At 74.0% G+C, this 26,651-nt stretch carries 8 protein-coding genes; 7 read left to right on the top strand and 1 reads right to left on the bottom strand.

Translation table 11 applies throughout. The features are described 5' to 3' along the window. Positions 1-59: 59 nt before the first annotated feature. Positions 60-1,013 (bottom strand): chlorinating enzyme, encoded by a 954-nt coding sequence (locus tag IO24_RS0134635; RefSeq protein WP_031142882.1) that lies wholly within the window; start codon positions 1,011-1,013, stop codon positions 60-62. Between the two features lie 449 nt (positions 1,014-1,462). Between IO24_RS0134635 and IO24_RS0134630 the strand changes: the two genes are divergently transcribed. From IO24_RS0134630 to IO24_RS0134600, 7 genes are all read left to right on the top strand, one after another. After that, complete coding sequence (locus tag IO24_RS0134630) at positions 1,463-9,283, top strand: non-ribosomal peptide synthetase (RefSeq protein ID WP_244310228.1); 7,821 nt, start codon at positions 1,463-1,465, stop codon at positions 9,281-9,283. A 2-nt stretch (positions 9,284-9,285) separates the two neighbouring features. Next, positions 9,286-22,101, top strand: coding sequence for a non-ribosomal peptide synthetase (locus IO24_RS0134625; protein WP_275935645.1), 12,816 nt, complete (start codon positions 9,286-9,288; stop codon positions 22,099-22,101). After that, positions 22,098-23,000 (top strand): alpha/beta hydrolase, encoded by a 903-nt coding sequence (locus IO24_RS0134620; RefSeq protein ID WP_045296973.1) that lies wholly within the window; start codon positions 22,098-22,100, stop codon positions 22,998-23,000. Before IO24_RS0134625 ends, IO24_RS0134620 begins: the two co-directional genes overlap by 4 nt. Further along, positions 22,997-24,289, top strand: a complete 1,293-nt coding sequence (kynU, locus tag IO24_RS0134615; RefSeq protein ID WP_045296971.1) for a kynureninase — start codon at positions 22,997-22,999, stop codon at positions 24,287-24,289. The genes IO24_RS0134620 and kynU overlap by 4 nt, the downstream gene beginning before the upstream one ends. An 82-nt stretch (positions 24,290-24,371) precedes the next feature. Then, the gene (locus tag IO24_RS0134610) at positions 24,372-25,712 is read left to right on the top strand and encodes a cation:proton antiporter (protein ID WP_078899477.1); all 1,341 of its coding nucleotides are present in this window, start codon (positions 24,372-24,374) and stop codon (positions 25,710-25,712) included. 100 nt (positions 25,713-25,812) lie between these two features. Next, a complete protein-coding gene (locus IO24_RS0134605; RefSeq protein ID WP_031142870.1) occupies positions 25,813-26,025 on the top strand; it encodes an MbtH family protein in 213 nt (70 codons plus the stop codon). Beyond that, complete coding sequence (locus IO24_RS0134600) at positions 26,025-26,588, top strand: hypothetical protein (RefSeq protein ID WP_157851302.1); 564 nt, start codon at positions 26,025-26,027, stop codon at positions 26,586-26,588. The genes IO24_RS0134605 and IO24_RS0134600 overlap by 1 nt, the downstream gene beginning before the upstream one ends. Positions 26,589-26,651 lie beyond the last annotated feature (63 nt).

The following is a 26,651-nucleotide window of genomic DNA, read 5'->3' as shown; positions in this document are numbered from 1 at the left end:
CTGGAGCGGCGCCCGTGCGGGGCACCCCTCCAGTCGGCCGGGCGTGCGGGGGGTCCGACTCAGCTCAGGAACTCGGAGACCGGAGTGCCGCGCAGCGACTCGCGCAGGATCTTGTTGTGGCCGGTGTCGTCCTCACCGCTGACGAGGACCGCGCCCCACTTGTCGAGCGGGATGCTGCCGCCGTACTCCTCGACCCGGTCGGTGCCCGGGTAGACCCGCACGCTGGTCGGGACGTAGCGGGTGGCGAAGCCCATCCGGTGGCTCTTCGCCGTGATGTTGGGCAGGGAGGCGTGCATCAGAGTGGACCAGAAGATCACGCACTGGCCACGCTGCATCACCAGGTCGAAGGCGTCCTCCTCGGACGGCTTCCAGTCCGGATCGATCTGGAGCTCCCGGTAGTCGTAGCCGAAGAAGCCGCGCGGAACGCCGTCCTTGACCTTGGAGTTGATCTGCGCGGTGTCGTAGTTCATCCGCTTGGTCTCGTCGTAGTTCATCCGGTGGTGCGAGCCGGGGATGACCTGGAGACAGCCGTTCTCCCGGGTGGCGTCGGTGAACGCCGTCCACACCGTGAGCGTGCCCTTGCCGAACTCGGTGTCGGTCTCGCCCGGCCACAGGATCTGCGGCTTGCCGCTGGCGTTGGCGAAGGTGTCCGCCTGATGCCAGTCGGTCCCCTCGTCGCCCGGGTACTTCGGGAAGAACTCCGTGCGCCAGCACAGGACGTTGGGCCCCAGGATGGACGCGGCCCGATCGGTGATCTTCCGGTTGCACACGTGCTGCATGAGCAGGTCGACGTCGAGATGGCGGTCGTAGTTCGCGATGTTGGTCGCGCCGGACATCGCCTCGTCGACCGGGTAGGCCGCGTGCGAGCGGTCCAGGGTCTCGCGACGGGCCCGGCGCCACAACGCGTCCATCTCTTCCGGGGTGTAAATCGTCAGCGGCCCGATATAGCCGTGCTCCCTGAAGAACTCGAGCTCGGTTTCCGAGAGCTGCCACTGCTGAGTGTCAAGTGTCATGCTGGATTCTCTCCGGATGCGTCCTCGAATTGCTGGCGGACGATTGCGGGACGCGTCGGTCAAAGCCGTGGCGAGGGGAAAGGAGTTTCGACGTCCCGGATGCGCTCGAAGTTCGGCGTGATCGGAACCTAGCCGAGCACCCGAAGCATTGTCGACGGGTGGGCCGCCGGGCGACAGCGTCGTCCTGTCCCGCCGGCGGGACACCGCAGCCCGCTCCGTACACCCCGGGTGACCTGCCCATCGAGGTCCGGCACGGTCGGCCGCGGCCCCATTTCCCCGCGTGATCCCCGGGCTTGTACGGGGCCCGACGCGCCGTTACGTTCGGCCGGAGCGAATTCGCTGTACCGATTTCTCATTCCCCGGTCCGCCCGCACCGGCATGACGTGCCGGCTGATTCGGATCCCGGGTGGTTCCGCGCTTCCAGTAGGAAATCTCGGAGGTCGTCGATCTTGTTGAACGCCGACACACAGCTGCCCCTGCTGGCAGCGCAGCGTGAGATCTGGTTCGCCGAACAGCGGCTGAGCGACGGCAATTCGGTGTATCAGGTCGGCGAGTACGTCGATGTGCAGGGCGCGTTCGACACGGAGATCTTCGAGCGCGCGTTGCGGTCGGTCGTCGCCGGCCTGGACACCGTGCACAGCCGGTTCCACCAGGACCGCGGCCGGGTCGGGCAGACCATCGCCCCGGACCGCCCGTGGGAGCTGCGCGCCGTCGACCTCTGCGGTGCCGCCGATCCGCAGGCCGAGGCCGACGCGTGGATGCGACAGGAGCTGGCCCGGCCGACCGATCTGACCGACGGTCCGCTGTTCCGCTTCGCGGTGCTGCGCCTCGGCCCGGAACGGCACCTGTGGTACCAGAACTACCACCACATCGCCATGGACGCCTACGGCTCCTCCCTGGTCTCGCGGCGGGTCGCCGAGGTGTACACGGCGCTCGTCGAGGGGCGCGATCCCGGCCCGAACCCGTTCGGCTCGCTGCGCGAACTCGCCGACGAGGACGCCTCCTACCGCTCCGCCCCGGACTTCCGGCAGGACCGTGACTTCTGGCTCGGACAGCTGGACGGCCGGCCGGCGCCCTCCCCCCTCTTCAGCCGGTCCCGGGGGGCGGCCGCCGAGTTCCGCGGTGTGACGCGCTGGCTGTCCGAGGAGCGGTTCGACGCCGTGCGCGGGACCGCCCGCGGCGCCCGGGTGCCCTGGCCGGTGGTCGTCACGGCCGCCGCGGCGCTGCACGTCCACCGGCGGACCGGGGACGAGAACGTCCACCTCGCGTTCCCCCTGTCCGCCCGGGCGAGCCAGCTCGCCCGGCAGACGCCCGCGAACCTCGCCAACGTCCTGCCGCTGCCGCTCACCGTCCGCCCGGACATGACCGTCACCGCCCTGCTGGAGCACGTGGCCGAGCAGATGGCCGCGGCCGTGGCACACCAGCGCTATCGGGGGGTCGACCTCCAGCGGGACCTCGGCACCGCCCACGCCACGTCCCTGCTGCCGGTCGTCAACGTCATCTCGCACCCCTACGACCTGCGGTTCGGCGCGGCGCGCGGCACGATGCGCAACCTCTCCTCCGGCCTGGTGGGCAACCTGCTCTTCATGATCTGGGACCGCCAGGACGGGCAGGGCCTCCAGATCGACGTCAACGGCCGGGACGACCTCGGACTGGCCGACCACCGCGACGCGTTCACCGCGACGCTGGAGGCGCTCACCACCACCGACCCGGCACAGCCGGTGAGCGGCGTCGGCGGCCCCGCTCCGGCGCCCGAGGCCACCGCGGCGCAGACCGCGGTTCCCGCGGCGGCGGCTCGTGAGAGTGCCGTGGCCGCCGGCCCCGGTGCGGGCACCCTCCCCGAACTGTTCGCCGCGCAGGCCGCCGTCACTCCGGACGCCCCGGCGCTCACCGCGGACGGCACCACCTGGTCGTACCGGGAACTCGACGAGCGGTCGAACCGGCTCGCGCGCGCCCTCATCGCGCGCGGCATCGGACCGGAGGACCGCGTCGCCATCGCCCTGCCCCGCTCCGCTGACCTCGTCCTCGCGCTGCTCGGCGTGCTCAAGGCCGGCGCGGCCTACGTCCCCGTCGACCCGGGCTACCCGCCCGCCCGCATCGCGTACATGCTCGAGGACGCGGCACCCGGGCTGCTGATCACCTCCACCGCGGCCGGGATCGCCACGGACCGGGACCGCCTGCTCATCGACGCGCCCGATGTCCTCGCCGACACCGCCGGCCGAGACCCGGGGCCCCTGACCGCCGGCGAACGGCTCCGGCCGCTGGAGCCGGGCTGCCCCGCCTACGTCATCTACACCTCGGGCTCCACGGGGCGCCCGAAGGGCGTGATCACCTCCCACGAGAACGCGGCCCGCCTCTTCACCGCCACCCGCGACGAGATCGGCCACGGCCGCGACGACGTCTGGACGCTGTTCCACTCGGCCGCCTTCGACTTCTCCGTCTGGGAGATCTGGGGTGCCCTGCTGCACGGCGGCCGGCTGGTCGTCGTCCCCTTCGAGGTGAGCCGCGCTCCGCAGCGGTTCCTGCGGCTGCTCGCCGACGAGCAGGTGACCGTGCTCAGCCAGACGCCGTCGGCGTTCTACCAGCTCATGGCAGCCGACCAGGAGCTCCCCGAGGTGAGCCGCCGGCTGCGACTGCGCACCGTGGTCTTCGGCGGCGAGGCGTTGCAGCCCGCCCGCCTCGCCGACTGGCGCCGCCGTCACGGCACCACCCGGCCGGCGCTGGTGAACATGTACGGCATCACCGAGACCACGGTCCACGTCACCCACGTGACACTGGGCCCCGAGCCCGGCCCGGACAGCGTCATCGGTGTCCCGCTCGCCGATCTGACGGTCCATCTGCTCGACGAGCGGCTGCGGCCGGTCCCGGCCGGCGCGATCGGCGAGATGTACGTCTCCGGACCCGGCCTGGCCCGCGGCTACCTGGGCCGCCCGGGCCTCACGGCGCAGCGGTTCGTCGCCGCACCGCACGGGCGGCCCGGTGAGCGCATGTACCGCACCGGCGACCTGGCCCGCCGCGACCCGGCCGGCCGGCTCACCTTCACCGGACGCTCGGACGACCAGCTCAAGGTCCGCGGCTTCCGCATCGAGCCCGGCGAGATCGAGGCCGCGCTCACCGAGTTCCCCGGCGTGGCGCTCGCGGCGGTCGCCGTCGTCGAGGAACGGGAGGACGACCAGCGCCTGGTCGCCTTCGTCGTCGCCGAGGACGGCGCCGACCCCGCGCCGGACGAGATCAGGGAGGCGGTCCGCGCCCGGCTGCCCGAGTACATGGTGCCCGGCCGGATCGTGCGGACCGACGCGCTGCCCCTCACCGCCAACGGCAAGCTCGACCGCGCCGCCCTGACCGCGGCCGCGGACCCCGCGCGCACCCCCGCCGGCGGCGGGCTCTCCTCCCGGCTCGACATCATGTGCGCGCTCTTCGCGCTCGTGCTCGACGAACCCGAGGTCGGCCCCGACGACGACTTCTTCGACCTCGGCGGCCACTCCGTGCTCGCCACCTCCCTGATCACCCGCATCCGGTCGACGTTCTCCGTCGAGGTGGACCTGCGTGTCCTGTTCGACGACCCGACCCCGCGCGCGATGACGGCCGCCCTCGACGACGCGGGACTGGCCCGCCCGCGCCTGGTCCGGCGCGAGCGGCCCGCCGAGCTGGAGGCTTCCTTCGCCCAGCGCCGGATGTGGTTCCTCCAGCAGATGGACGGCCCCGGCGGCGCCTACAACATCCCCTCCGTGCTGCGCATCGACGGCCCCCTGGACGTCACCGCCCTCAGCGCCGCCCTCGGAGACGTCCTCGCCCGCCACGAGAGCCTGCGCACCGTCCTTCCCTACGTCGACGGCCACCTCCTCCAGCAGGTGCTGACGCCCGCCGCGCCCGCCCTGCGCGCGACGCCCGTCACGGAGGCCGAACTCGGCGAACGCCTCGCCGAGGGGGCCCGCCGCTCCTTCGACCTCGCCGTCGAACCGCCGCTGCGCGCCGGGCTGTTCACCACCGGCACCGACGCGCACGTGCTGCTGCTCGTCCTGCACCACTCCGCCTGCGATGCGCTGTCGATGCGGCTGATCGCCCGTGACCTCGACCGCGCCTACGCCGCCCGCGCCGCCGGCCGCGCGCCGCGGCTCGACCCGGTACCGGTGCGCTACAGCGACTACACGCTCTGGCAGAACGAACTGCTCGCCGCGGACGGCACCGGCGGCGGCCTGCTCCAGACGCAGGTGGCGTACTGGCGCGAACAGCTGGCCGGACTGTCCGAGCAGATCGAACTGCCCACGGACCGGCCCCGGCCCGCCGTCGCCTCCCACACCGGCGACCACATCACCGTCTCCCTCGACGCCGAACTGCACCGTCGCCTCGTCGACCTCGGCCGGGCATCGGGCGCCAGCCTGTTCATGGTGCTGCACGCCGGCCTCGCGGCCCTGCTGTCCCGCCTCGGCGCCGGTGACGACATCGCCGTCGGCAGCCCCGTCGCGGGCCGTCTCGACCAGGCGCTGGACGAGGTCGTCGGTGCCTTCGTGAACACCCTCGTCCTGCGCACCGACGTGTCCGGCCGCCCGGCCTTCACCGACCTGCTCCAGCGGGTCCGCGAGACGGCCCTGGCCGCCTACGCCCACCAGGACGTGCCGTTCGAGTACCTCACGGACGTCCTCGCTCCCGAGCGGTCGCTGGCCCGCCACCCCCTGTTCCAGGTGATGCTCGGTCTCCAGGACACCGCTTCCGCCGGCGAGTTCACCCTGCCCGGACTCACCGTCTCCACCGAGCTGGGCCGCACCGGGACCGCCAAGTTCGACCTGTTCCTCAGCCTGGTCGAACGGCACTCTGCCGACGGCACCCCGGCCGGCCTCGACGGCCACGTCGAGTACGCCGCCGACCTGTTCGAACCGGAGACCGTACGCACCCTGTTCGACCGGTTCGCGCGGCTGCTCGCCGCGGCCGCCGCCGACCCGGGCCGCCCCCTCGACCGGATCGACCTGCTCACGTCCGAGGAGCGCGCCCGACTGCTGGCCGCGGCCGCCCCCGGCACGGACCTGCCCGAGGCGACCGTCAACGGCCTCTTCGCGCGGCAGGCCGTCGCCACGCCGGCCGCGATCGCCGTCTCGGCCGGCGGCCGCGACCTCACCTATGCCGACCTCGACGCGCGTGCCGACCGGTGGACCCGTGCCCTGGCCGGGCACGGCGTCCGCGCCGGGGACACCGTCGCCGTCGCCCTGCCGCGCTCACCGGAGTTCGTGGTCGCGCTGCTCGCCGTCCTGAAGGCCGGGGCCGCCTACGTCCCGATCGATCCCCGCTACCCGGCCGCGCAGGTCGCGTCGATGCTCGACGAGACCCGGCCGAGGGCGGTGCTCACCTCCCGCGACACCGACACGCCCCACCTGCCGGACACCACGGCGCCCCGCCTGGCGCCGGAAGACCTGGACGCCGAGGCGGCCCCGGCCCCGCAGGCCCCCGCCCCGCACCCGCTCTCCGCCGCCTACGTCATGTACACCTCCGGCTCGACGGGGCAGCCCAAGGGCATCGTGGTGACCCACCGCGACATCGCCGCTCTGGCGGCCGACCCCCGCTTCGGGGACGGAGCCTGCGCCGACGTCCTCGTGCACTCGCCCGCCGCCTTCGACGCGTCGACGTTCGAGATCTGGGCGCCGCTGCTGCGGGGCGGCCGGCTGATCCTCGCGCCCCCGCACGAGCTGGACGCCGAGGAGTACGCCGGTCTGATCGTCCGTCACCGGCCGAGCGCGCTGTGGCTCACCGCCGCGCTGTTCGCCGTCCTCGCCGAGTACCGGCCCGACTGCTTCACCGGCGTCCGCCAGGTGTGGGCGGGCGGCGAGGAGGTCGCGCCGTCGATGGTCCGGCGGGTGCTCGCCGCCTGCCCGGACACCGTCGTCGTCAACGGCTACGGCCCGACGGAGACCACCACCTTCGCCACCAGCCACGCCGTGCGCGACCTCGCCCCGGACGCCCGCCGCGTGCCGATCGGCCGCCCGCTCGCCGGTATGCGCGCCTACGTCCTGGACGCCGCTCTGCAACCGCTGCCCCCGGGCACCACGGGCGAGCTGTACCTGGCCGGCGCCGGAGTCGCACGCGGCTACCTCGGCCGGCCCGCGCAGACCGCGGAGCGGTTCGTCGCCGACCCGTACGGCCCGGCGGGGGAGCGCATGTACCGCACCGGCGACCTCGCCCGCTGGACCCCGGACGGCGTCCTGGAGTACCGGGGGCGCACCGACCGGCAGGTCAAGCTCCGCGGCTTCCGCGTCGAACCCGGTCAGGTCGAGGCGGTGCTGCGGGAGCACCCCGCCGTCGCCCAGGCCGTGGCCGAGGTCCGCCGCGAGGGGGACGGGGAGCCGCGGCTGGTCGCCTACGTCGTACCGGCGGAGGGCGGACGGCCCACCCGTGACGCGCTGCGCGCCTTCGCCGGGCGCCGCCTGCCGCAGTACCTGGTCCCGCACGAGGTCGTCGTCCTCGATGCCCTGCCGGTGACCGCGCACGGCAAGCTGGACCGCGCGGCCCTGCCCGCGGCCACCGCCCGGCCGAGCGGACGCGCCCCCGCCGGGCAGGCCGAACACCTGCTGTGTTCGCTCATGGCCCGGGTGCTGGGGCGGGACACCGTCGGCGCGGACGACGACTTCTTCGGCCTGGGCGGCGACAGCATCTGCGCGATCCGGCTGGTGAGCGCCGCCCGCGCCGAGGGGCTCACCTTCACCGTGCGGGATGTCTTCGCGCACCGGACCGCGGCGGAGCTGAGCCGGAGCGCCGCCGCTCCCGGCGCCACCGCGGACTCCGAGGCCGAGGACACCGGCACCGGCCCGGTCCCGGCCACCCCCATCGTCCACTGGATGCGCGAACGCGGCGCTCCGGTGCACCGCTTCGCCCAGTCCCTGCTGCTGTCCTGCCCGCCCGGCCTCTCGGAGGAAGCGCTCCGGGCCGCCGTCCACGCGGTCACCGACACCCACGACGCGCTCCGCCTGCGACTGGTCGACCAGGACGACTCCTGGACCCTGGAGATCCAGCCGCCCGGACGGACACCCGACGCCGACCTGGTGCGCCGCGTCGACGCCACCGGCCTGGCCGAGGACGCCCTCGCCGGCCGGGCCCGCGCCGAGGTGTCGGCCGCGGCCGACCGGCTCGACCCGTACGCCGGGCGGATCACGCGGCTCGTCTGGTTCGACCGGGGGCCCGAGACGTCCGGCCGGCTCCTCCTCGTCGTCCACCACCTGGCCGTCGACGGAGTCTCCTGGCGCATCCTCACCGACGACCTGGTCCGGGCGTACACCCGGGCCGCCGCCGGCCGCACGCCGGACGTGCCGCCGGCCGGCACCTCACTGCGCCACTGGGCGCGGCGCCTCACCGCGCAGGCCACCCAGCCCCACCGGCTGGCCGAACTGCCCCGCTGGATGGACATCCTCGCCGCCCCCCACCCCCTGCTGACGCCGAAGCCGGCCGACCCCCGGCTCGACCTGGCCACCGACACCGCCGACACCGTCACCACGCTCCCGGAGGACGTCGTCGGCCCCCTGCTGACGACCGTCCCGGCCGCCTTCCACTGCGGTGTCGAGGACGTGCTGCTGACGGCGCTCGCACTGGCCGTGGCCGCCTGGCGCCGCGACCAGGGGGGCGACACGGCCGACGGCGTGCTCGTCGACGTCGAGGGCCACGGCCGCGAGGACGTCGTCCCGGGCGCCGATGTGTCGCGCACGCTCGGCTGGTTCACCACCCTGCACCCGGTCAGGATCGACCCGGGCCGGATCGCCTGGGCCGAGGTCACCGCGGGCGCGCCGCGCCTGGGCGACGCCGTCAAACGGGTCAAGGAGCAGGTGTGCGCGGCACCGGACGGCGGCATCGGCTTCGGGCTGCTGCGCCACCTCGCGCCCGGCTGCGGCGAGGTGCTGGCCCGCCTCGGCACACCTCAGATCGGGTTCAACTACCTCGGGCGGTTCGCCGCCCCGGGCGCCCCGCTGGGCGGTGAACCCGGCTGGGCCATGGCCCCCGAGGCGGTCATGGTGACCACCACCGACCCCGGCCTGCCCGTCGCGCACGGCCTGGAGGTGCACGCCGTCGTGCACGACGCCCCCGCCGGGCCCCGGATGACGGTCACCTGGACCGGAGCGAGGCGGCTGTGGTCGGACGCCGACCTCACCGACCTCGGCGGTCGCTGGCGGGCGGCCCTCGAAGGCATCGTCCGGCACGCCCTGTCGCCGGACGCGGGCGGGCACAGCCCCTCCGACTTCCCGCTGGCCGACCTGACCCAGAACGACATCGACGACGTCGAAGCCGCGTGGTGACCATGGTGAAGCCGTCCCGTCTGGAAGACATCCTCCCGCTCAGCCCGATGCAGGAAGGGCTGCTGTTCCAGACCGAGTACGACCCGTCCGGACCCGACGTGTACGCCGTGCAGCACACGATCGAGGTCGAGGGCCCGCTCGACGCCTCGCTGCTGCGCCGCTGCGCCCAGGCCCTGATCGACCGGCACGCCGTCCTGCGCACCGGCTTCCGCCGGGCCCGCTCGGGCCGCTCGCTGCAGATCGTGGCGCCTTCCGTGCCGCTGCCGTGGACCGAGTCCGACCTCGGCGACCTGCCGCCCGCGCGGGCGGACGCGGAGGGCGAACGCCTGGCGGCGGCGGAGTACGCCGAGCGGTTCGACCTGGCGAAGCCGCCTTTGATCCGCTTCCGCCTGCTGCGCCTCGCCCCCGCACACCACCGCCTCATCGTGACCAGCCACCACATCGTCCTCGACGGCTGGTCCACTCCCGTCCTGCTGCGCGAGCTGTTCACCCTGTACGGCGACGGCGGCGACCCGCGCGCCCTGCCGCCCGTCACGCCGTACAAGGAGTACCTCGACTGGCTCGGACGCCAGGACCGCCGTGCCGCCGCGAAGGCGTGGCGGGCGGCGCTCGCCGGGGTCGACACGCCGCCCCGGATCTCCCACGCCGACCCCCGCGCCCCGCAGCTCCCGGACCGTCTGATGCGGCCCGCCGACGCCCGGCTCACCGCGGCCCTGGAGGACACCGCGCGCGGGCTCGGCGTCACCCTCAACACCGTGGTGCAGGCCGCCTGGGGCCTCGTGCTGGCCCGGGCGACCGGCCGCCAGGACGTCGTCTTCGGCGCCGTCGCCTCCGGCCGGCCGCCCCAACTGCCCGGAGTCGAGTCGATGGTCGGCCTGTTCATCGCGATGCTCCCCGTACGGGTGCGGTGGGCGCCGGCCGAGTCGCTGCGCGATCTTCTGACCCGGTTGCAGGCCGAGCAGTCCGCGCTCGCCGACCACCATCACCTCGGGCTGACCGGAATCCAGCAGGAGGCGCCGGTCGCCGACCTCTTCGACACCGCCGTGGTGTTCGAGAACTACCCCTTCACCGACCGTGCCGTCGACGCGGGCGACGTCCGGTTCCGGCTGGCCCTCGGCGAGAGCCGGGACGCCACCCACTACCCGCTCACCTTGCTCGCCGCTCCGGGCGAGCGGCTCTACCTGCGGCTCGACCACCGCGCAGACGCGGTCGACCGGGCGGCCGCGCACACCCTGATGGACCGGCTGCACCAGGTGCTGCGTGCCCTCGCCGACGACCCCGACCGGCCGGTCCGCGCGGTCGACGGGCTGCTCGCCTCCGAGCGGCGGCTCGTCCTCGACCGGTGGAACACGCCGGACGGCACGGACGAGGGCGCACCGGACGCCACCGGTGAGCCGGACACCACCCCTGAGCCGGAAGGCGCCGCGGGCCACCTTCCCGAGCTGTTCGAACGGCAGGCCGCCGCCCACCCGGACGCGATCGCGGTGATCGGTGCCGGGCGGCAGCTCACCTACGCCGAGCTGAACACCGCCGCCAACCGCCTGGCCCGCGAACTCGTCGCCCACAACGCCGGCCCGGAGACCGTCGTCGCGCTCGTCCTGCCCCGTTCGCCGGAGCTGGTGACGGCGGTGCTGGCGGTGCTGAAGGCGGGGGCCGCCTACCTCCCGGTCGACCCCGAACACCCGGCCGCGCGCGTGGAGTCCCTGCTGCGCGACGCCGCTCCGCACCTGGTGCTCACTCATGCCCGCCTTGCCGGCCTCCTGCCCGAGGGGCCGCCACACCTCCTCCTCGACGCGCCGGAGACCCGCGCCCGCGTCGAGGGCCGGGCGCCCGGCGACCTGTCCGCCGCCGACCGCACCGCTCCGCTCACCGGCGACCACCCGGTCTACGTCATGTACACCTCGGGCTCCACGGGCACGCCGAAGGCCGTCGTCATGCCCGCAGCGCCCCTGATCAACCTCATGTGCTGGCATCACCGCCGTATCGGCGGAGGGGTCGGCACCCGGGTCGCGCAGTTCACCGCGGTCGGCTTCGACGTGTCCGCCCAGGAGATCCTGTCGGCGCTGCTGGCCGGGAAGACGCTGGTGATGCCGGACGACGGGACGCGGCGGGACGCCGCGCGCCTGGCCGCCTGGCTCGACGCCATGGAGATCACCGAGCTGTACGCGCCGAACCTCGTCCTCGACGCGCTCGCCCAGGCCGCCCTGGAACAGGGCCTGGACCTGCCGTGGCTGCGCCACGTGGCCCAGGCCGGGGAGGCGCTGACCCCGTCGGCGGCGCTGCGGGAGTTCTTCGGCCGGGTCCCCGGCCGCCGCCTGCACAACCACTACGGACCCACCGAGACCCACGTCGTCACCGGTACGACGCTGCCCGCCGGACCCGCCGACTGGCCGGTCGCGCCCCCGCTCGGCCGCCCGGTCACGCACACCCGGTGCTACGTCCTCACCGCCGACCTGCGGCCGGCCCCGCCCGGCGTACCGGGCGAGCTGTACCTGGGCGGCGCGGCCCCGGCCCGCGGATATCTGCGCCGGCCGGGCCTGACGGCCGGACGGTTCGTCGCCGACCCGTTCGGCGGGCCCGGCGCGCGGATGTACCGCACGGGCGACCTCGCCCGCTGGACCGAGCACGGCGAGCTGGAGTACCTGGGCCGCGCCGACCACCAGGTCAAGATCCGGGGCTTCCGGGTGGAGCCGGGCGAGATAGAGGCGGTCCTCGCCCGCCATCCCGGCGTCGCCGGCGTGGCCGTCGTCCCCCGTGCGGACGGCGGCCACCAGCGCCTCGTCGGCTACGCCGTACCGGCCCCCGGGGCCACCGTGCCGGTGGAGGAGCTGCGCCGCCTCGCGCAGGACCAGCTTCCCGAGTTCATGGTGCCGTCGGCGTTCGTGCTGCTGGACGCGCTGCCGCTGACCCAGAACGGCAAGCTCGACCGCGCCGCCCTCCCCGAACCCGAGCGGACCGCCGCCCTGGCGCGGGCGGGGCGCACCCCGCAGGAGCAGATCGTCTGCGAGCTGTTCGCCCAGGTCCTCGGGCTGCCCCGGGTCGGCGTGAGCGAGAGCTTCTTCGACCTCGGCGGGCATTCACTGACCGCCACCCGGCTGGCCGCCCGGCTGCGCCACACCTTCGGTGTCGAGCTGGGGCTGCGGGATCTGTTCGAGTCGTCCACCCCCGAGGCGGTGGCCGCCCTGCTCGGCACGGCCGGACCGGCCCGGCCCGCGCTGGTGCGCCGTCCCCGCCCCGAGGTGCTGCCGCTGTCCTACGCTCAGCGCCGGCTGTGGTTCCTGCACAAGATGGAGGGGCCGAGCCCCACCTACAACATCCCGATGCAGCTGCGCTTGACCGGGGAACTCGACCACGCGGCCCTGGAACAGGCGCTCGCCGACCTGGTGACCCGGCACGAGAGCCTGCGGACCGTGTTCCCGGAGTCGGCCGGAGTGCCCTGCCAGCGGGTCCTGCCACCGCACGAGGCGGCACCTCGGCTGGTCACGACGGCCGTCGGCGAGCACGAACTGCCCGAGGCGCTGCGCCACGGCGCCCGCTGCGCCGTCGACCTGATGACCGAACCGCCGCTGCGGGCCCACCTGTTCCGCACCGGACCGCGCGACCACGTGCTCCAGCTGGTGGTCCACCACATCGCCGGGGACGGCTGGTCGCTCGCCCCGGTCGCCTCCGACCTGGCCCGCGCCTACGCCGCCCGCACCACCGGGGCGGCGCCCGACTGGGACGAACTGCCGGTCCAGTACGCCGACTACACCCTGTGGCAGAACGAGATCCTCGGCGAACAGCGCGACCCCGGCAGCCTCCTCGCCCGGCAGGTCTCCCACTGGACCGCCCGGCTGGCCGGGCTGCCCGACGAACTGGCACTGCCCGCCGACCGGCCACGCCCCGACGTCGCCTCCTACCGGGGCGACTACCTGACGGTGGAGTGGGACGCCGACCTGCACCGCGCGCTGGACGCCCTGGCCCGGCGCTGCGGCGCCACCCTCTTCATCGTGCTCCAGGCAGGCCTGGCGGCCCTGCTGTCCCGGCTCGGCGCGGGCCACGACATCCCGATCGGCAGCCCCATCGCCGGCCGTGCCGACCAGGCGCTCGACGACCTCGCGGGCTTCTTCGTCAACACCCTGGTGCTGCGCACCGACACCTCCGGCGAGCCGACCTTCGAGGAACTGGTCCGCCGGGTGCGGGACACCGCGCTGGACGCCTACGCCCACCAGGACGTGCCGTTCGAGTACCTGGTGGAGGTGCTGAACCCGCCCCGCTCCCTGGGCCGCCACCCGCTGTTCCAGGTGATGTTCGCCCTGCAGAACGCGCCCGAGGCGAACTTCCGGCTGCCCGGGCTGGAGGTCGAGGTGTCGTCCGGCCGGACCGGCACCGCCAAGTTCGACCTGTTCTTCAGCATGGCCGAGCACCGGGACGCCACCGGCGCGCCGGCCGGCATCGAGGGCGCCGTCGAGTACGCCACCGACCTGTACGACCCGGACACCGTGCGCGTGCTGTTCCGCCGGTGGACGCGGCTGCTCGCCCAGGCCGCCGCCGACCCCTCCGAGCCGGTCGGCCGGATCGACGTCCTCGACGCGGCCGAGCGGCGCACTCTGCTGCACGACCGCAACGCGACCCACGCGGACGGGGAACGGCCCCCGTTCACCGAGCTGTTCGCCCGGCAGGCCCACCGCACACCGCACGCGGTGGCGGTCGTCGCCGACGACGCCGAACTGACCTACGGCACGCTGCACGAACGGTCGAACCGGCTCGCCCGGGTGCTCGCCCGGCACGGCGCCGGGCCGGGCCGGCTGGTCGCCGTCGCCCTGCCGCGCACGGCCGACCTGGCCGTCGCCCTGCTGGCGATCGCCAAGACCGGCGCCGCCCACGTCCCCCTCGACCCGGCCCACCCGGCCGCACGCACCGGGCTGATCCTGCGGGAGGCGCGGCCCGCCCTGGTCGTCGGCACCAAGGCCTCGCTGGCGGATCTGCCCGACGCGGGCGGCATCCCGCTGGCCCTGGACGACCCGCGGGTGCGGGCCACCGCCGCCGAGGCGCCCGACGAGGCCCCGGACGTACGGCCCGGACCGTCGGACGCGGCGTACGTCATCTTCACGTCCGGGTCCACCGGTCGCCCCAAGGGCGTCGTCGTGGAGCACGGCGCGCTGACCAACCTCCTGCTCGGCATGGCGGACCTCGTGCCGATGGGCTGCGAGGACGCGCTGCTCGCGGTGACGACGATCGCCTTCGACATCGCCGCGCTGGAGCTGTGCCTGCCGCTGATCCGCGGCGCACGCGTGGTGCTCGCGGCCGAGGAGACCGTCGCCCGGCCCGCCGCCGTGGCCGAGCTGATCCGGCGGACCGGGGTCACCGTGGTCCAGGCGACGCCGTCCTGGTGGCAGATGGTCGCCGCGCACGACCCCGAAGCGCTGCGCGGCCTGCGCATGCTGGTCGGCGGCGAGGCGCTGCCGGAGCCACTGGCCGCCCGCCTGCGCGAGACCGGCCGCGAGGTGCTCAACGTCTACGGCCCGACCGAGACGACGATCTGGTCCACCGCCGCCGCCCTGGCCGGCCGTACCGACACCGTCATCGGCCGGCCGATCCGCAACACCCGGGTCTACGTACTGGACGCCGCCCTGCGCCCGGTGCCCCCCGGCACGCTCGGCGAGCTGTACCTCGCCGGCGACGGACTGGCCCGCGGCTACCTCGGCAGGCCGTCCCTGACCGCCGGACGCTTCACCGCGGACCCGTACGGTCCCGCCGGAACCCGCATGTACCGCACCGGCGACCTGGTCCGCTGGACCGCCGACGGCCAGCTGGAGTTCGCCGGCCGGGTCGACCACCAGGTCAAGCTCCGCGGCTTCCGCATCGAACTGGGCGAGGTCGAGTCGGTGCTCGCCGCCCACCCGGAGGTCGCCCGGGCGGCGGCCGTCGTCCGCGAGGACCGGCCGGGCGACCGGCGCCTGGTGGCCTACGTCGTACCGGACGCCGGCGGCACCTCACCGGACGCCGGCCGCGACCGGGAGCACGACCAGCTCGACGCTTGGCGGGAGCTCTACGACACGGTCTACGCCGCCTCCGACCCGGTGCCCTTCGGCGAGGACTTCGCCAGCTGGAACAGCAGCTACGACGGCCGGCCCGTGCCGCTCGACGAGATGCGTGAGTGGCGTGACCGCACGGTGGACCGCATCCGCGAACTGCGGCCCCGGCGCGTGCTGGAGATCGGCGTCGGCACCGGCCTGCTGCTGTCCCGGCTCGCCGCCGGCTGCGAGACCTACTGGGGCACGGACATCTCCCCGTCGGTGATCGACACCCTGCGCGGCCAGGTGGCCGCAGACCCGGAACTCGCCGAGCGGGTCCGCCTGCTGGTGCGCCCGGCGCACGACATCGAGCACCTTCCCGAGGAGCACTTCGACGTCGTCGTCCTGAACTCGGTGATCCAGTACTTCCCGCACGCCGACTACCTCGAACGGGTGATCAGCGGCGCCCTGCGGCTGCTCGCCCCGGGCGGCGCCGTCTTCCTCGGCGACGTACGCGACCTGCGTCTGCAACGCACCTTCGCCACCGGCGTGCAGGCCGCCCGCGGGCGCACCGGCGACAACCCCGACGAACTGCGCCGGGCCGTCGAGCACGGGGTGCTCCTGGAGAAGGAACTCCTGGTCGATCCCGACTTCTTCACCGCGCTCCAGCAGCGGCTGCCCGCACTGACCGCGCACACCGTCCAGGTCAAGCGGGGCCGGGCGCACAACGAGATGACCCGCTACCGGTACGACGTCGTGCTGCGCAAGCAGGGCGCCCCGGTCCACGAGATCACCGGGACGGCACAGCGGCCGTGGCCCGCCGACGGGACAGCCGGGCTGGCCGCGCTGCTCGGCGGTGAACGGCCCGCGGCCGTACGCGTCACCGGCATCCCGAACGGCCGGATCGCCGCCGAGGCGGCCCTCGCGCAGGCGGTGCGGGACGGCACCCGGACGCCCTCCGCACCGGCCGCCGACGGGGTCGAACCGGAGGACCTGTACGACCTGGCGGCCGCCCACGGCTACCGGGTGTGGGTGACCTGGTCGGCATCCGACCCCACCGCCCTGGAAGCCGTCTTCGCCGACCCTGCGGCCGTCCCCGCCGCACACCAGGCGTCCGGGCCGCCGGCGGGCCTCTACCGGCCGGCCGTCTCCCCGTCCTCCGGGGCCGGTTTGTCGTCGTTCACCAACAACCCGCTGACCGCGCGCGACACCGGCGCCCTCATCGCCCGGCTGCGCGAGCACTTGCGCGCACGACTCCCCGACTACATGGTGCCGTCGGCGTTCGTCCCGCTGAACGCCCTTCCGCTGACCCCCAACCGCAAGCTGGACCGCACGGCGCTGCCCGCACCGGACATCGTCGTCAGCGGCTCCTTCCGCGAGGCGCGCACCCCGCAGGAGCACATCGTGTGCGACCTGTTCGCCCAGGTCCTCGGCCTCGTGCGGGTCGGCGTGCACGACGGCTTCTTCGACCTCGGCGGCCACTCGCTGCTCGCCACCCAGCTCATCGCCCGGCTGCGCGCCATGTTCGGCGTCGAACTGCCGCTGCGGACGCTGTTCGAGGCCTCCACCCCGGCCGGGGTGGCCACCCGGCTCGACGAGGGCGGCACGGCCCGCCCGGCCCTCCGGCGCCGGCCGCGCCCGGAGGTGCTGCCGCTGTCGTACGCCCAGCGCCGCCTGTGGTTCCTCCACCAGATGGAAGGCCTGGGCGGGATGTACAACATCCCGCTCGGCCTCAGGCTGACCGGCACACTGGACCGCCCGGTCCTCCAGGCCGCGCTGAGCGACGTCGTCGCCCGGCACGAGAGCCTGCGCACGGTCTTCCCGGACGACGGGGGAGTGCCCCGTCAGGTGATCCTCGCCCCCGAGTCGGCGAAGCTGGTCCTGCACGACCGGGCGGTCACCGAGCAGGATCTGCCCACCGCGCTGGAGCGGGCCGCGCGCTACCCGTTCGACCTCGCGACGGAGCCGCCGGTCCGCGCCGACCTGTTCCGGCTCGCCCCCGACGAGCACGTCCTGCTGCTGGTGGTGCACCACATCGCCGGGGACGGCTGGTCGCTCGGCCCGCTCGCCGGCGACCTGGCCCGCGCCTACGCCGCCCGCACCGCGGGGGCGGGGCCCGACTGGGCGGAACTGCCGGTCCAGTACGCCGACTACACGCTGTGGCAGAACGAACTGCTCGGCGATCACGACGACGCCGACAGCCTGCTCGCCCGCCAGCTCGCCTACTGGACAGGCCAGCTGGCCGGGGCCCCGGCGGCACTGGAGCTCCCCACCGACCGGCCCCGGCCGCCGGTGGCCTCCTACCGGGGCGACTACGTCACCGTACGGATCCCGGCCGCCCTCCACGAGCGGCTGGCCGACTTCGCCCGGCAGACCGGCGCGACCCTGTTCATGGTGCTCCAGGCGGGCCTGTCCGCCCTGCTGCACCGGCTCGGCGCCGGCACCGACATCGTCACCGGCAGCCCGATCGCCGGACGCACCGACCAGACCCTGGACGAACTGATCGGTTTCTTCGTCAACACCGTGGTGCTGCGCACCGATCTGTCCGACGACCCCACCTTCGAGGAGCTGGTGGCCCGGGTCCGGGAGACCGCGCTGGCCGCCTACGCCCACCAGGACGTGCCGTTCGAGTACCTGGTGGAGAAGCTGAACCCGCCGCGCTCACTGGGCCGGCACCCGTTCTTCGGCGTGATGTTCGCCCTCCAGAACGCCTCCGAGGGCACCTTCCGGCTCCCCGGCCTGAACGTGGAGATCGCCCACGGACGCACCGGCACCGCCAAGTTCGACCTGTTCTTCAGCCTCGCCGAACAGCGCGGCGCGCAGGGCGCGGCCGACGGGATCGCCGGTGTCGTCGAGTTCGCCAGTGACCTCTACGACGCCGCGACCGTGCGCGACCTCTTCGCCCGCTGGGTGCGGCTGCTGGAGTCGGCGGTGGCCGGGCCGGGCAGGCCGGTCGGCGGGCTGGACCTGCTGGCCGCGCACGAACGGCACGAGATGCTCGCCGCCGCGTGCGGGCCCGCCCTGCCCCCCCGCTCGGCCGGACTGCCCGAACTGTTCGCAGCCCAGGCGGCGGCCACCCCCGACGCCGTCGCGGTGGCCGACGACGACACCGCCGTCACCTACGCGGAACTCGACGCCTGGTCCGCGCGGCTGGCGACCGTACTGGCCGGCCGGGGCGTCACCCGGGGCAGCACGGTCGCCCTGCTCATGCAGCGCTCGCCCGCCCTGGTCGCCGCCCTCCTCGCGGTGCTGCGCGCGGGGGCGGCCTACGTACCGCTCGACTCCCGCTACCCCGCCTCCCGCCAGCGTCTCGTCCTGGCGGAGACCGGCAGCGTGCTGCTCCTGACGGACCCCGCCTCCCAGGCGGGCCAGGACGACTTCGGGACCCCGCTGCTGGTGCTCGACCCGCGGCCGGACCACCGCACGCCACCCGCACCCGCCCTGGTGGAGTCCGACGGCGACGACGCGGCGTACATCATGTACACCTCCGGATCGACGGGCCGCCCGAAGGGCGTGGTCGTCACCCACCGCAACATCGCCGACTTCGTCGCCGACCCCTGCTGGCACGGCGGCGCCCAGCGGCGGGTGCTGCTGCACTCACCGCTCGCCTTCGACCTGTCGACGTACGAACTGTGGGTGCCGCTGCTCACCGGCGGCCGCATCGAGCTGGCGCCGCCCGGCGAACTCGACGCCCACACCCTCGCCGACGTCATCACCCGGCGGCGGATCACCTCGCTGTGGCTGACCAGCTCCCTGTTCAACCTGATGGCCGACCTGGAGCCGGACTGCTTCGCCGGCGTCGAGCAGGTGTGGGCCGGTGGCGAACCGGTGTCCGTCGCCTCCGTGCGGCGGCTGCTGGAGACGCACCCCCGGCTGCTCGTGGTCGACGGCTACGGCCCCACCGAGGCCACCACCTTCGCCAGTTACCACCCCGTGCCCGCCGCCGACGCCGCCGCCCTCGGCACGTCGGTGCCGATCGGACGGCCGATGGCGAACATGGGCACCTATGTGCTCGACGCGGCGCTGCGGCCCGTACCGCCGGGCGTGGTCGGCGAGCTGTACCTGGCCGGGACCGGCGTCGCCCGCGGCTACCTGGAGCGCCCCGGACTGACCGCCGAACGGTTCGTCGCCTGCCCCTTCGGGCCGCCCGGCCTGCGCATGTACCGCACCGGCGACCTCGCCCGCTGGACCCCCGGCCAGGTCCTGGAGTACGCCGGCCGCGTCGACCAGCAGGTCAAGCTCCGCGGCTTCCGCATCGAGCCCGGGGAGGTCGAAGCCGTCCTGCTCGACCACCCCGGCGTGGCGCAGGCCGCTGCCGTGCTGCGCCGCGACCTCGCCGAGGAGGCGCAGCTCGTCGCCTACGTCGTACCCGGCGCCCCCGAACGGGACCGGCAGGCGGAGGCCGAACAGGTCGGCGAGTGGCTTCAGGTCCACGACTCCCTGTACGGATCCGGGCGGGACGAGACGGACACGGCCCTCGGCGAGGACTTCACCGGCTGGATCAGCAGCTACGACGGACAGCCCATCGCCGGCCACGCCATGCGTGAGTGGCGCGAACGCACCGTCGAACGCATCCGCGAGCTGAACCCCGGCCGGGTCCTGGAGATCGGTGTCGGCACCGGTCTGCTGCTCGCCCGCCTGGCCCCCGGCACCCAGGAGTACGTGGCCACCGACTTCTCGCCGACGGTCGTCGAGGCGCTGCGGCGCCGGGTGGCGGCCGACCCCGCCCTGGCCGGCCGGGTGCGTCTGCGGACCCGGGCCGCGCACGAACTCAACGGCCTGCCCGAGGGGCACTTCGACACGGTCGTCGTCAACTCGGTGGTGCAGTACTTCCCGAACGCCGACTATCTGACCGACGTCCTCGCCACGGCCCTGCGGCTGCTCGCCCCCGGCGGCTCCGTCTTCGTCGGCGACGTACGCAACGTGCGGCTGCTGGAGGCCTTCGCCGCCGGGGCCCAGGCCGCCCGGACGGGCACCCACGACCTGTCCGCGCTGCGCGACGCCGTCGCACAGACCACCCGGCTGGAGAACGAACTCCTCGTCGACCCCGACTACTTCACGGCCCTGCGGGACCGGCTGCCGGACCTGGGCGCGGTGTCCGTACGCCTCAAGCGCGGCCGGCACGACACCGAACTCACCCGCTTCCGCTACGACGTGGTGCTGCGCAAGCGGGACGGCCGCACCGGCCCGGACCTCGCCCCGGAGACCGTGGAGTGGACGGCTGTGCGAGGGCGGTCCGCGGTGGCCGAGCGGCTCGCGTCCACCCGGCCCGAGGCCCTGGTCGTCAAGGACGTGCCCAACCCCCGCGTCGCCGCGGACGTGGCCCTCGCGGGCGCGCTGCGCACGGGCGAGCCGGCACCCGTCCCCGACGCCGACGCCACCGTCGACGACTGGTACGAGCTGGGGGAGCGGCTGTCGTACCGGGTCGCCGTCACCTGGTCGGACACCGCACGCGACCGTGTCCACGTGGTCTTCGCCGACGCCGCGGCCCTGCCCGACGCCCCCGACCCGCTGCCCGCCGTCGAGGGCTGGGCACCGCCCGCGGCCGGCGCGCCGGAGCAGGCGGCGCGCTTCACCAACGACCCGACCGCGGCCCGCGGCGACGCCGCCCTGGTGGCGTCGCTGCGCGAGTTCGCCCAGGAGCGGCTGCCCGCCTTCATGGTGCCGTCGATGTTCGTCCCCCTGGAGACGCTGCCGCTGACCCCGAACGGCAAGCTCGACCGGGCCGCCCTGCCCCGGCACGACCCGCGCACCGGCGCCGCCGCCCGCGCCCCGCGCACCCCGCACGAGCAGGTGGTGTGCGAACTCTTCGCCGAACTCCTCGGCGTCCCCGCCGTCGGGCTCGACGACAACTTCTTCGACCTCGGCGGACACTCCCTGCTCGCCACCCGGCTCATCGCCAGGATCAAGTCCGCCTTCGGCGTGGACGTCGGACTGCGCACCCTGTTCGAGTCACCGACGCCGGCCGGGGTCGCGGCCCGCCTGGACATGGACGACGCCGGCAGCGGTTACGACGTCCTTTTGCCGCTGCGCGCCACCGGCAACGAGCCGCCGCTGTTCTGCGTGCACCCCGGCGGCGGCATCGGCTGGTCCTACACGGGCCTGATCCGCCACCTCGACCCGGACGTCCCCGTCTACGCCGTGCAGGCCCGGGGCCTGGCCCGGCCGGAGGACGAACTCCCGGCCGACATGGCAGAGATGGCCGCCGACTACGCCGACCACCTGGAGGCCGCCTTCCCCGACGGGCCGTACCGCGTCCTGGGCTGGTCGTTCGGCGGACTCGCGGCGCACGCCGTCGCCACCGAGCTGCAACGCCGGGGCCGGACGGTGCAGTCGCTGACCGTCGTCGACGTCCACCCCGGCTGGCTCGGCCTGACCCATGACGACGTGCCACCCCTGGACGACCGGAACATGCGCCCCCACCTGGAGTACCTGATGCGGCTCGTCGGTCTCGACCCCGACCTGTTCGACGCGGAGGTGTTCGTCTTCGACGAGGTCATGAAACTGCTGCGCGAGCGAGGCAGCGCCCTGGGAGCCCTGGAGGAGGACCGGCTGCGCTCGATCATGGCGATCTCCGCCAACAACAACCACCTGATGATCGACTACCGGCCCGCGGTGTACGACGGGGACATCCTGCTCCTCGCCGCCACCGACCAGCAGAAGCCCGAGGCCACAGCCGCCGCCTGGCGCCCGTACCTCACCGGAGAGGTCCGCACCCACGTCGTCGCCGGCGACCACGGCACCCTGCTGTCCCGCCCGGGTTCGCTCACCCGGGTCGGCGCCCTCCTGTCCGCGGCCCTGCGCGGAGCGGACGCCTCATGACCGCGCCCGTTCACCTGACCGGGGCCCGGCTGGACCGCGCGTACTCGCCCAGCCACCTGGTGCCGAGCCTGCGGCACTACCTGGACGAGTACGCCGTCCTCAGCGCCCGGGCCCGCCGCGCCCCCGGCGTCCGCACCGGGCTGCGCTACGGCCCGGGGTCCGCCGAGAAGCTCGACTTCTGGCCCGCGCGACCGGCACCCGCCCCGGTCCAGATCTTCGTGCACGGCGGCAACTGGCAGGAACTCACCGAGCGCAGCTCGGCGTTCGCGGCGCTCGCCTTCCGCCGTGCCGGCTGCGCGTTCGCCGCCGTCGGCTACGGGCTCGCCCCGGCCACCCCGCTGGAGGAGATCGTGGCCGGCGTGCGCCGGTGCGTCCGCTGGATCCACGACAACGCCGGCGGCCTCGGCGTCGACCCGCGCCGGATACACCTCAGCGGCACCTCGGCCGGCGCCCACCTCGCCGCGATGACCCTGGTCCCGGCCGGACCGGGCCGGCCCGCGGCGGCCGGGCTGCTCGCCGGCGTCACCCTGCTCAGCGGGATCTACGACCTCGAACCGGTCAGCCGCTCCTACGTCAACGAGGCGCTGCGGCTCGACGCCGACGCGGTCCGCCGCAACAGCCCGCCCGAGCTGCTGCCGGACGAGCTGCCCCCGGTCGTCCTGGCCCGCGGCGGCGTCGAGACCGAGGAGTACGTGCGCCAGCACGACCTGATGGCCGAGGCGCTGCGCCGCCGCGGCGCGCTAGCGGCAGACGTCGTGGAAGCACACCGCAACCACTTCGACCTGCCGTACGACCTCGCCGACCCGGTGACGCCGCTCGGCCGCGCGGTCCTGGCACAGATGCGGCTCCCCGACGACCGGGACGCCCGCGACGACTCCTCCGCGGAGGTGACCGCATGACGACCGACATCCTCACCTCGCTGGTGAGCCGCTTCGACGGCACCCGCGAGGAAGCCGAACGCCACGACCGGGCAGACCCGCTCGGATTCCTGCGCGACCGGTTCGTGCACGCCGAGCCCGACCTGCTCTACCTGGACGGCAACTCGCTCGGACGGCTGCCCGCCGACACCCCGGAGTTCGTCGCCGACGTGATCCGGGGCGGCTGGGGCCGCGGCCTGATCCGCTCCTGGAACGACTGGATCGACTGGAACCGGCAGATCGGTGACCGGCTCGCGGAGCATGTCCTCGGCGCCCGCCCGGGCGAGGTGGTGCTCTCCGACTCGACCACCGTCAACCTGTACAAGCTGGCCTGGGCGGCGCTCGACCACGCCCCCGGCCGGCGCGCCCTGGTGGTGGACGCCGACGACTTCCCCACCAATCGGTACGTCGCCCAGGGTCTGGCCCGCCAGCGCGGCCTCGACCTGCGCGTCGTGCACTCCGACATGGACCGGGGCCTCGATGTGGAGAGCCTGCGGGCCGTGCTCGACGACCAGGTGGCGCTGGTCGTCCTGTCGCACGTGGCCTACCGCAGCGGGGCGCTGGCCGACATGGCCGCGGTCAACGCCCTGGCCCGGGAAGCCGGGGCACTGGTGCTGTGGGACCTGTCGCACGCGGCCGGGACGGTCCCGGTCCGGCTCACCGAGGACGGCGCGGACCTCGCCGTCGGCTGCACCTACAAGTACCTCAACGGCGGCCCCGGTTCGCCCGCCTTCCTCTACGTCCGCCGCTCGCTCCAGCGGCGGCTGCGGCAGCCGATCCAGGGCTGGTTCGGACAGCGCGACCAGTTCGCCATGGCCCCCGGCTTCGACCCCGTCGACACGGTCGACCGGTTCCTGACGGGCACGCCGCCGATGCTCTCCACGGCCGCGCTCGTGCCCGCTCTCGCCCTGGTCGAGGAGGCTGGCGTGGACCGGCTGCGGGCCAAGGGGCGGCTTCTCGGCGAACTGGCCGTGGACCTCGCGGCCCGCCGGCTCGCACCGCTCGGCTTCCGTCTGGCATCGCCCGAGGACCCGGACCGGCGCGGCTCGCACGTCACCCTGTGGCACCCGGACGCCTGGCGGATCTGCCGGGCACTGGCCGACGAGGCGGGTGTCGTCTGCGACTACCGGGAACCGGACCGGCTGCGCATCGGACCGTCCCCGGCCTACACCCGTTTCACCGATGTGTGGGACGCCCTGGAGCGCACCGGACGCCTGGTGGAGAGCGGCAGGCACACGCGGCTGCCGCGTGCGAAGGCACGCATCACCTGACGCCGCCTCGGTCCGCCCGCGGGCGGACGCGACGACTGAACGACCGCAGATCACCGAACCGCCTCATCGGGAGCGTACGGCTGTGAGTACCCATCAGGTGACCATGCTCTTCCTCGCCCTGGCCGCGATCTCACTGCTGGCCTTCGCCGCCGGTGCGCTCGCCCGGCGGCTGCGGCAGCCTCCCGTCATCGGCGAGGTGCTCCTGGGCGTGCTGCTGGGACCGACACTGCTGAACGGCGCCGTCTCCGACGCCTTGTTCCCCGACGAGATCAGGCCCTTCCTCGCGGCCCTCGCCAACATCGGCGTGGCCCTGTTCATGTTCGCCGTCGGCGCGGAGCTGGACGGCGGACTGATGCGCGGGCGCCGGTTCGTGGCCGGCACCGTCGCCGTCGGATCCATCGTCCTGCCGTTCCTGCTCGGCGCGTTGCTCGCCCTGTACCTGTTCGACAGCCACCCGACCGACGACCGGACGGGATTCGTGCTGTTCATGGGAGCGGCGATGTCCGTCACTGCGTTCCCGGTACTGGCCCGCATCCTCACCGACCGCGGCATGCAGCGCACATGGCTGGGGGCGGTCGCTCTGGCCTGTGCGGCGGTCGACGACGTCCTGGCCTGGACCCTGCTGGCCGTGGTGGTGGCGATGAGCGGGGCGGGCACCGGCTCGCAGTGGCTCCTGCTGCTGTTCGTGCCGTACGTCGCGCTGATGTTCGGCGTCGTCCGGCCCGCGCTGCGCCGCCTCCTGGAGCACCGGCGGCTCACCGGCCCCGGCAACCCGGCCGCGATGGTCCTCACTCTCAGCGGCCTGCTGCTGTCGGCCGCCTTCACCGAGTGGATCGGCCTGCACTTCATCTTCGGCGCCTTCGTCTTCGGTGCGGTCATGCCGCGGCGCACCACGCGGGGCGAACCGTCGGACGTCACCGGGCAGGTGCGTGAGCGCGTCTCCTCCCTCAACGACTTCCTGCTGCTGCCGATGTTCTTCATCGTCGCGGGCCTGAAGGTGGACCTGTCCGGCATGAACGGCACGGACCTGCTGGAACTCGGCCTCATCCTGGCCGTCGCGGTGGGCGGCAAGTTCGTCGGAGCCTTCGTCGCGGCCCGCGCCACCGGTATGCAGAACCGTCCGGCGGCCGCGCTCGCCGTGCTGATCAACACGCGGGGCCTGACGGAACTCATCATCCTCACCGTCGGCCTGCAGATGGGCGTGCTGGACGGTGAGCTGTACTCCATCATGGTCGTGATGGCCCTGGTCACCACGGCGATGACCGGCCCCCTGCTGCAACTGCTCTACCCCGTACGCCCGGTGCCCTCGGGCACCACCCCGGCTGTCCCGCCGGCGGGACGGAACGGTGCGGGACAGGAGACTTTCCTCACCGGCCCGGCGCCGGATAATGTGAATTCCGAGAACGCGCCCGTGAGGGAATGACCGGCGTCCTGCGAGAAGTCACCTCCGGCGCCGCGGTGTTCCGCGTGAGGAATGCGCGAGAGAAATGCGTGTGTCCGCCGCCCTACTGAGGGAGCAGAGAATGTCCAATCCTTTCGACGACCCCGATGGCACGTTCCTCGTGCTCGTCAACGAGGAAGGCCAGCATTCCCTTTGGCCGTCCTTCGCCGAGGTGCCGGCGGGCTGGACCGTGGCTCTTGCGGAGACCGACCGGCAGTCGTGCCTCGACTACGTCGAGGAGAACTGGACCGATATGCGCCCGCTGAGCCTCGTACGCCAGATGGGAGAAGCGTGATGAGCGATTCCATGGAGCGGTTCCTGCTGACCGAGGACGATCTCGAGGAGTCGTTCTTCGGTGAGGAGCCCAGCGTCGCGTACGACCCCGTCTTCGTCTCCGGCGACGAGTCCGGCCGGATCCTCATCGACCTGATCAACACACTCACGCACGGCTCCCACCCGCAGACGGTGGAGCACGCGGCCGGGCTCTACACCAACGTCGTCGGCTCGGTGGTCTTCCACCACGTCGCGCGGTTCCGGGACGACGCCGCCCGGCGGATCCTCCAGGAGTTCGTCGAGGCCCTGCACAAGTGCGACAGCTACCGGATGCAACTCAACGACGGTATGCAGTTCGACGTCACCAAGGCCGCCGTCGAGCCGCTCGAGGACATCGCCGGCGACGGCGTCGTCACCCGGTGGGTGACGACCTCCGACGGATACCGGATCGAAGGCTCCTGGGCGGTCGCCGTCAGCGGAGACATCCTCTCGTTCATCAACGTGCGCCTTCCCGACCCGGCCGGCATCCAGCGGCTGGCCCGCACCGCCCTGGAGCGCGCCGCGGCCGGGGCGGCCTCCTCCTGACCGTCGCCGCCCCCGGCTCCACCGGCGGCGACCGGCCCCGACGCGGCGGTTGCGGACACACGA

Origin of the sequence: Streptomyces flavovariabilis, assembly GCF_000725785.1 — a bacterium.
GTDB lineage: Bacteria > Actinomycetota > Actinomycetes > Streptomycetales > Streptomycetaceae > Streptomyces > Streptomyces hawaiiensis.
This window is presented reverse-complemented; position numbering and strand designations above follow the sequence as displayed.

What these genes read in the sequence shown, in the direction of transcription:
- IO24_RS0134635 (WP_031142882.1), bottom strand. Translation starts at nt 1,013, where the DNA reads ATGACACTTGACACTCAGCAGTGGCAGCTCTCGGAAACCGAGCTCGAG.
- IO24_RS0134625 (WP_275935645.1), top strand. Translation starts at nt 9,286, where the DNA reads ATGGTGAAGCCGTCCCGTCTGGAAGACATCCTCCCGCTCAGCCCGATG.
- IO24_RS0134620 (WP_045296973.1), top strand. Translation starts at nt 22,098, where the DNA reads ATGACCGCGCCCGTTCACCTGACCGGGGCCCGGCTGGACCGCGCGTAC.
- kynU (WP_045296971.1), top strand. Translation starts at nt 22,997, where the DNA reads ATGACGACCGACATCCTCACCTCGCTGGTGAGCCGCTTCGACGGCACC.
- IO24_RS0134605 (WP_031142870.1), top strand. Translation starts at nt 25,813, where the DNA reads ATGTCCAATCCTTTCGACGACCCCGATGGCACGTTCCTCGTGCTCGTC.
- IO24_RS0134600 (WP_157851302.1), top strand. Translation starts at nt 26,025, where the DNA reads ATGAGCGATTCCATGGAGCGGTTCCTGCTGACCGAGGACGATCTCGAG.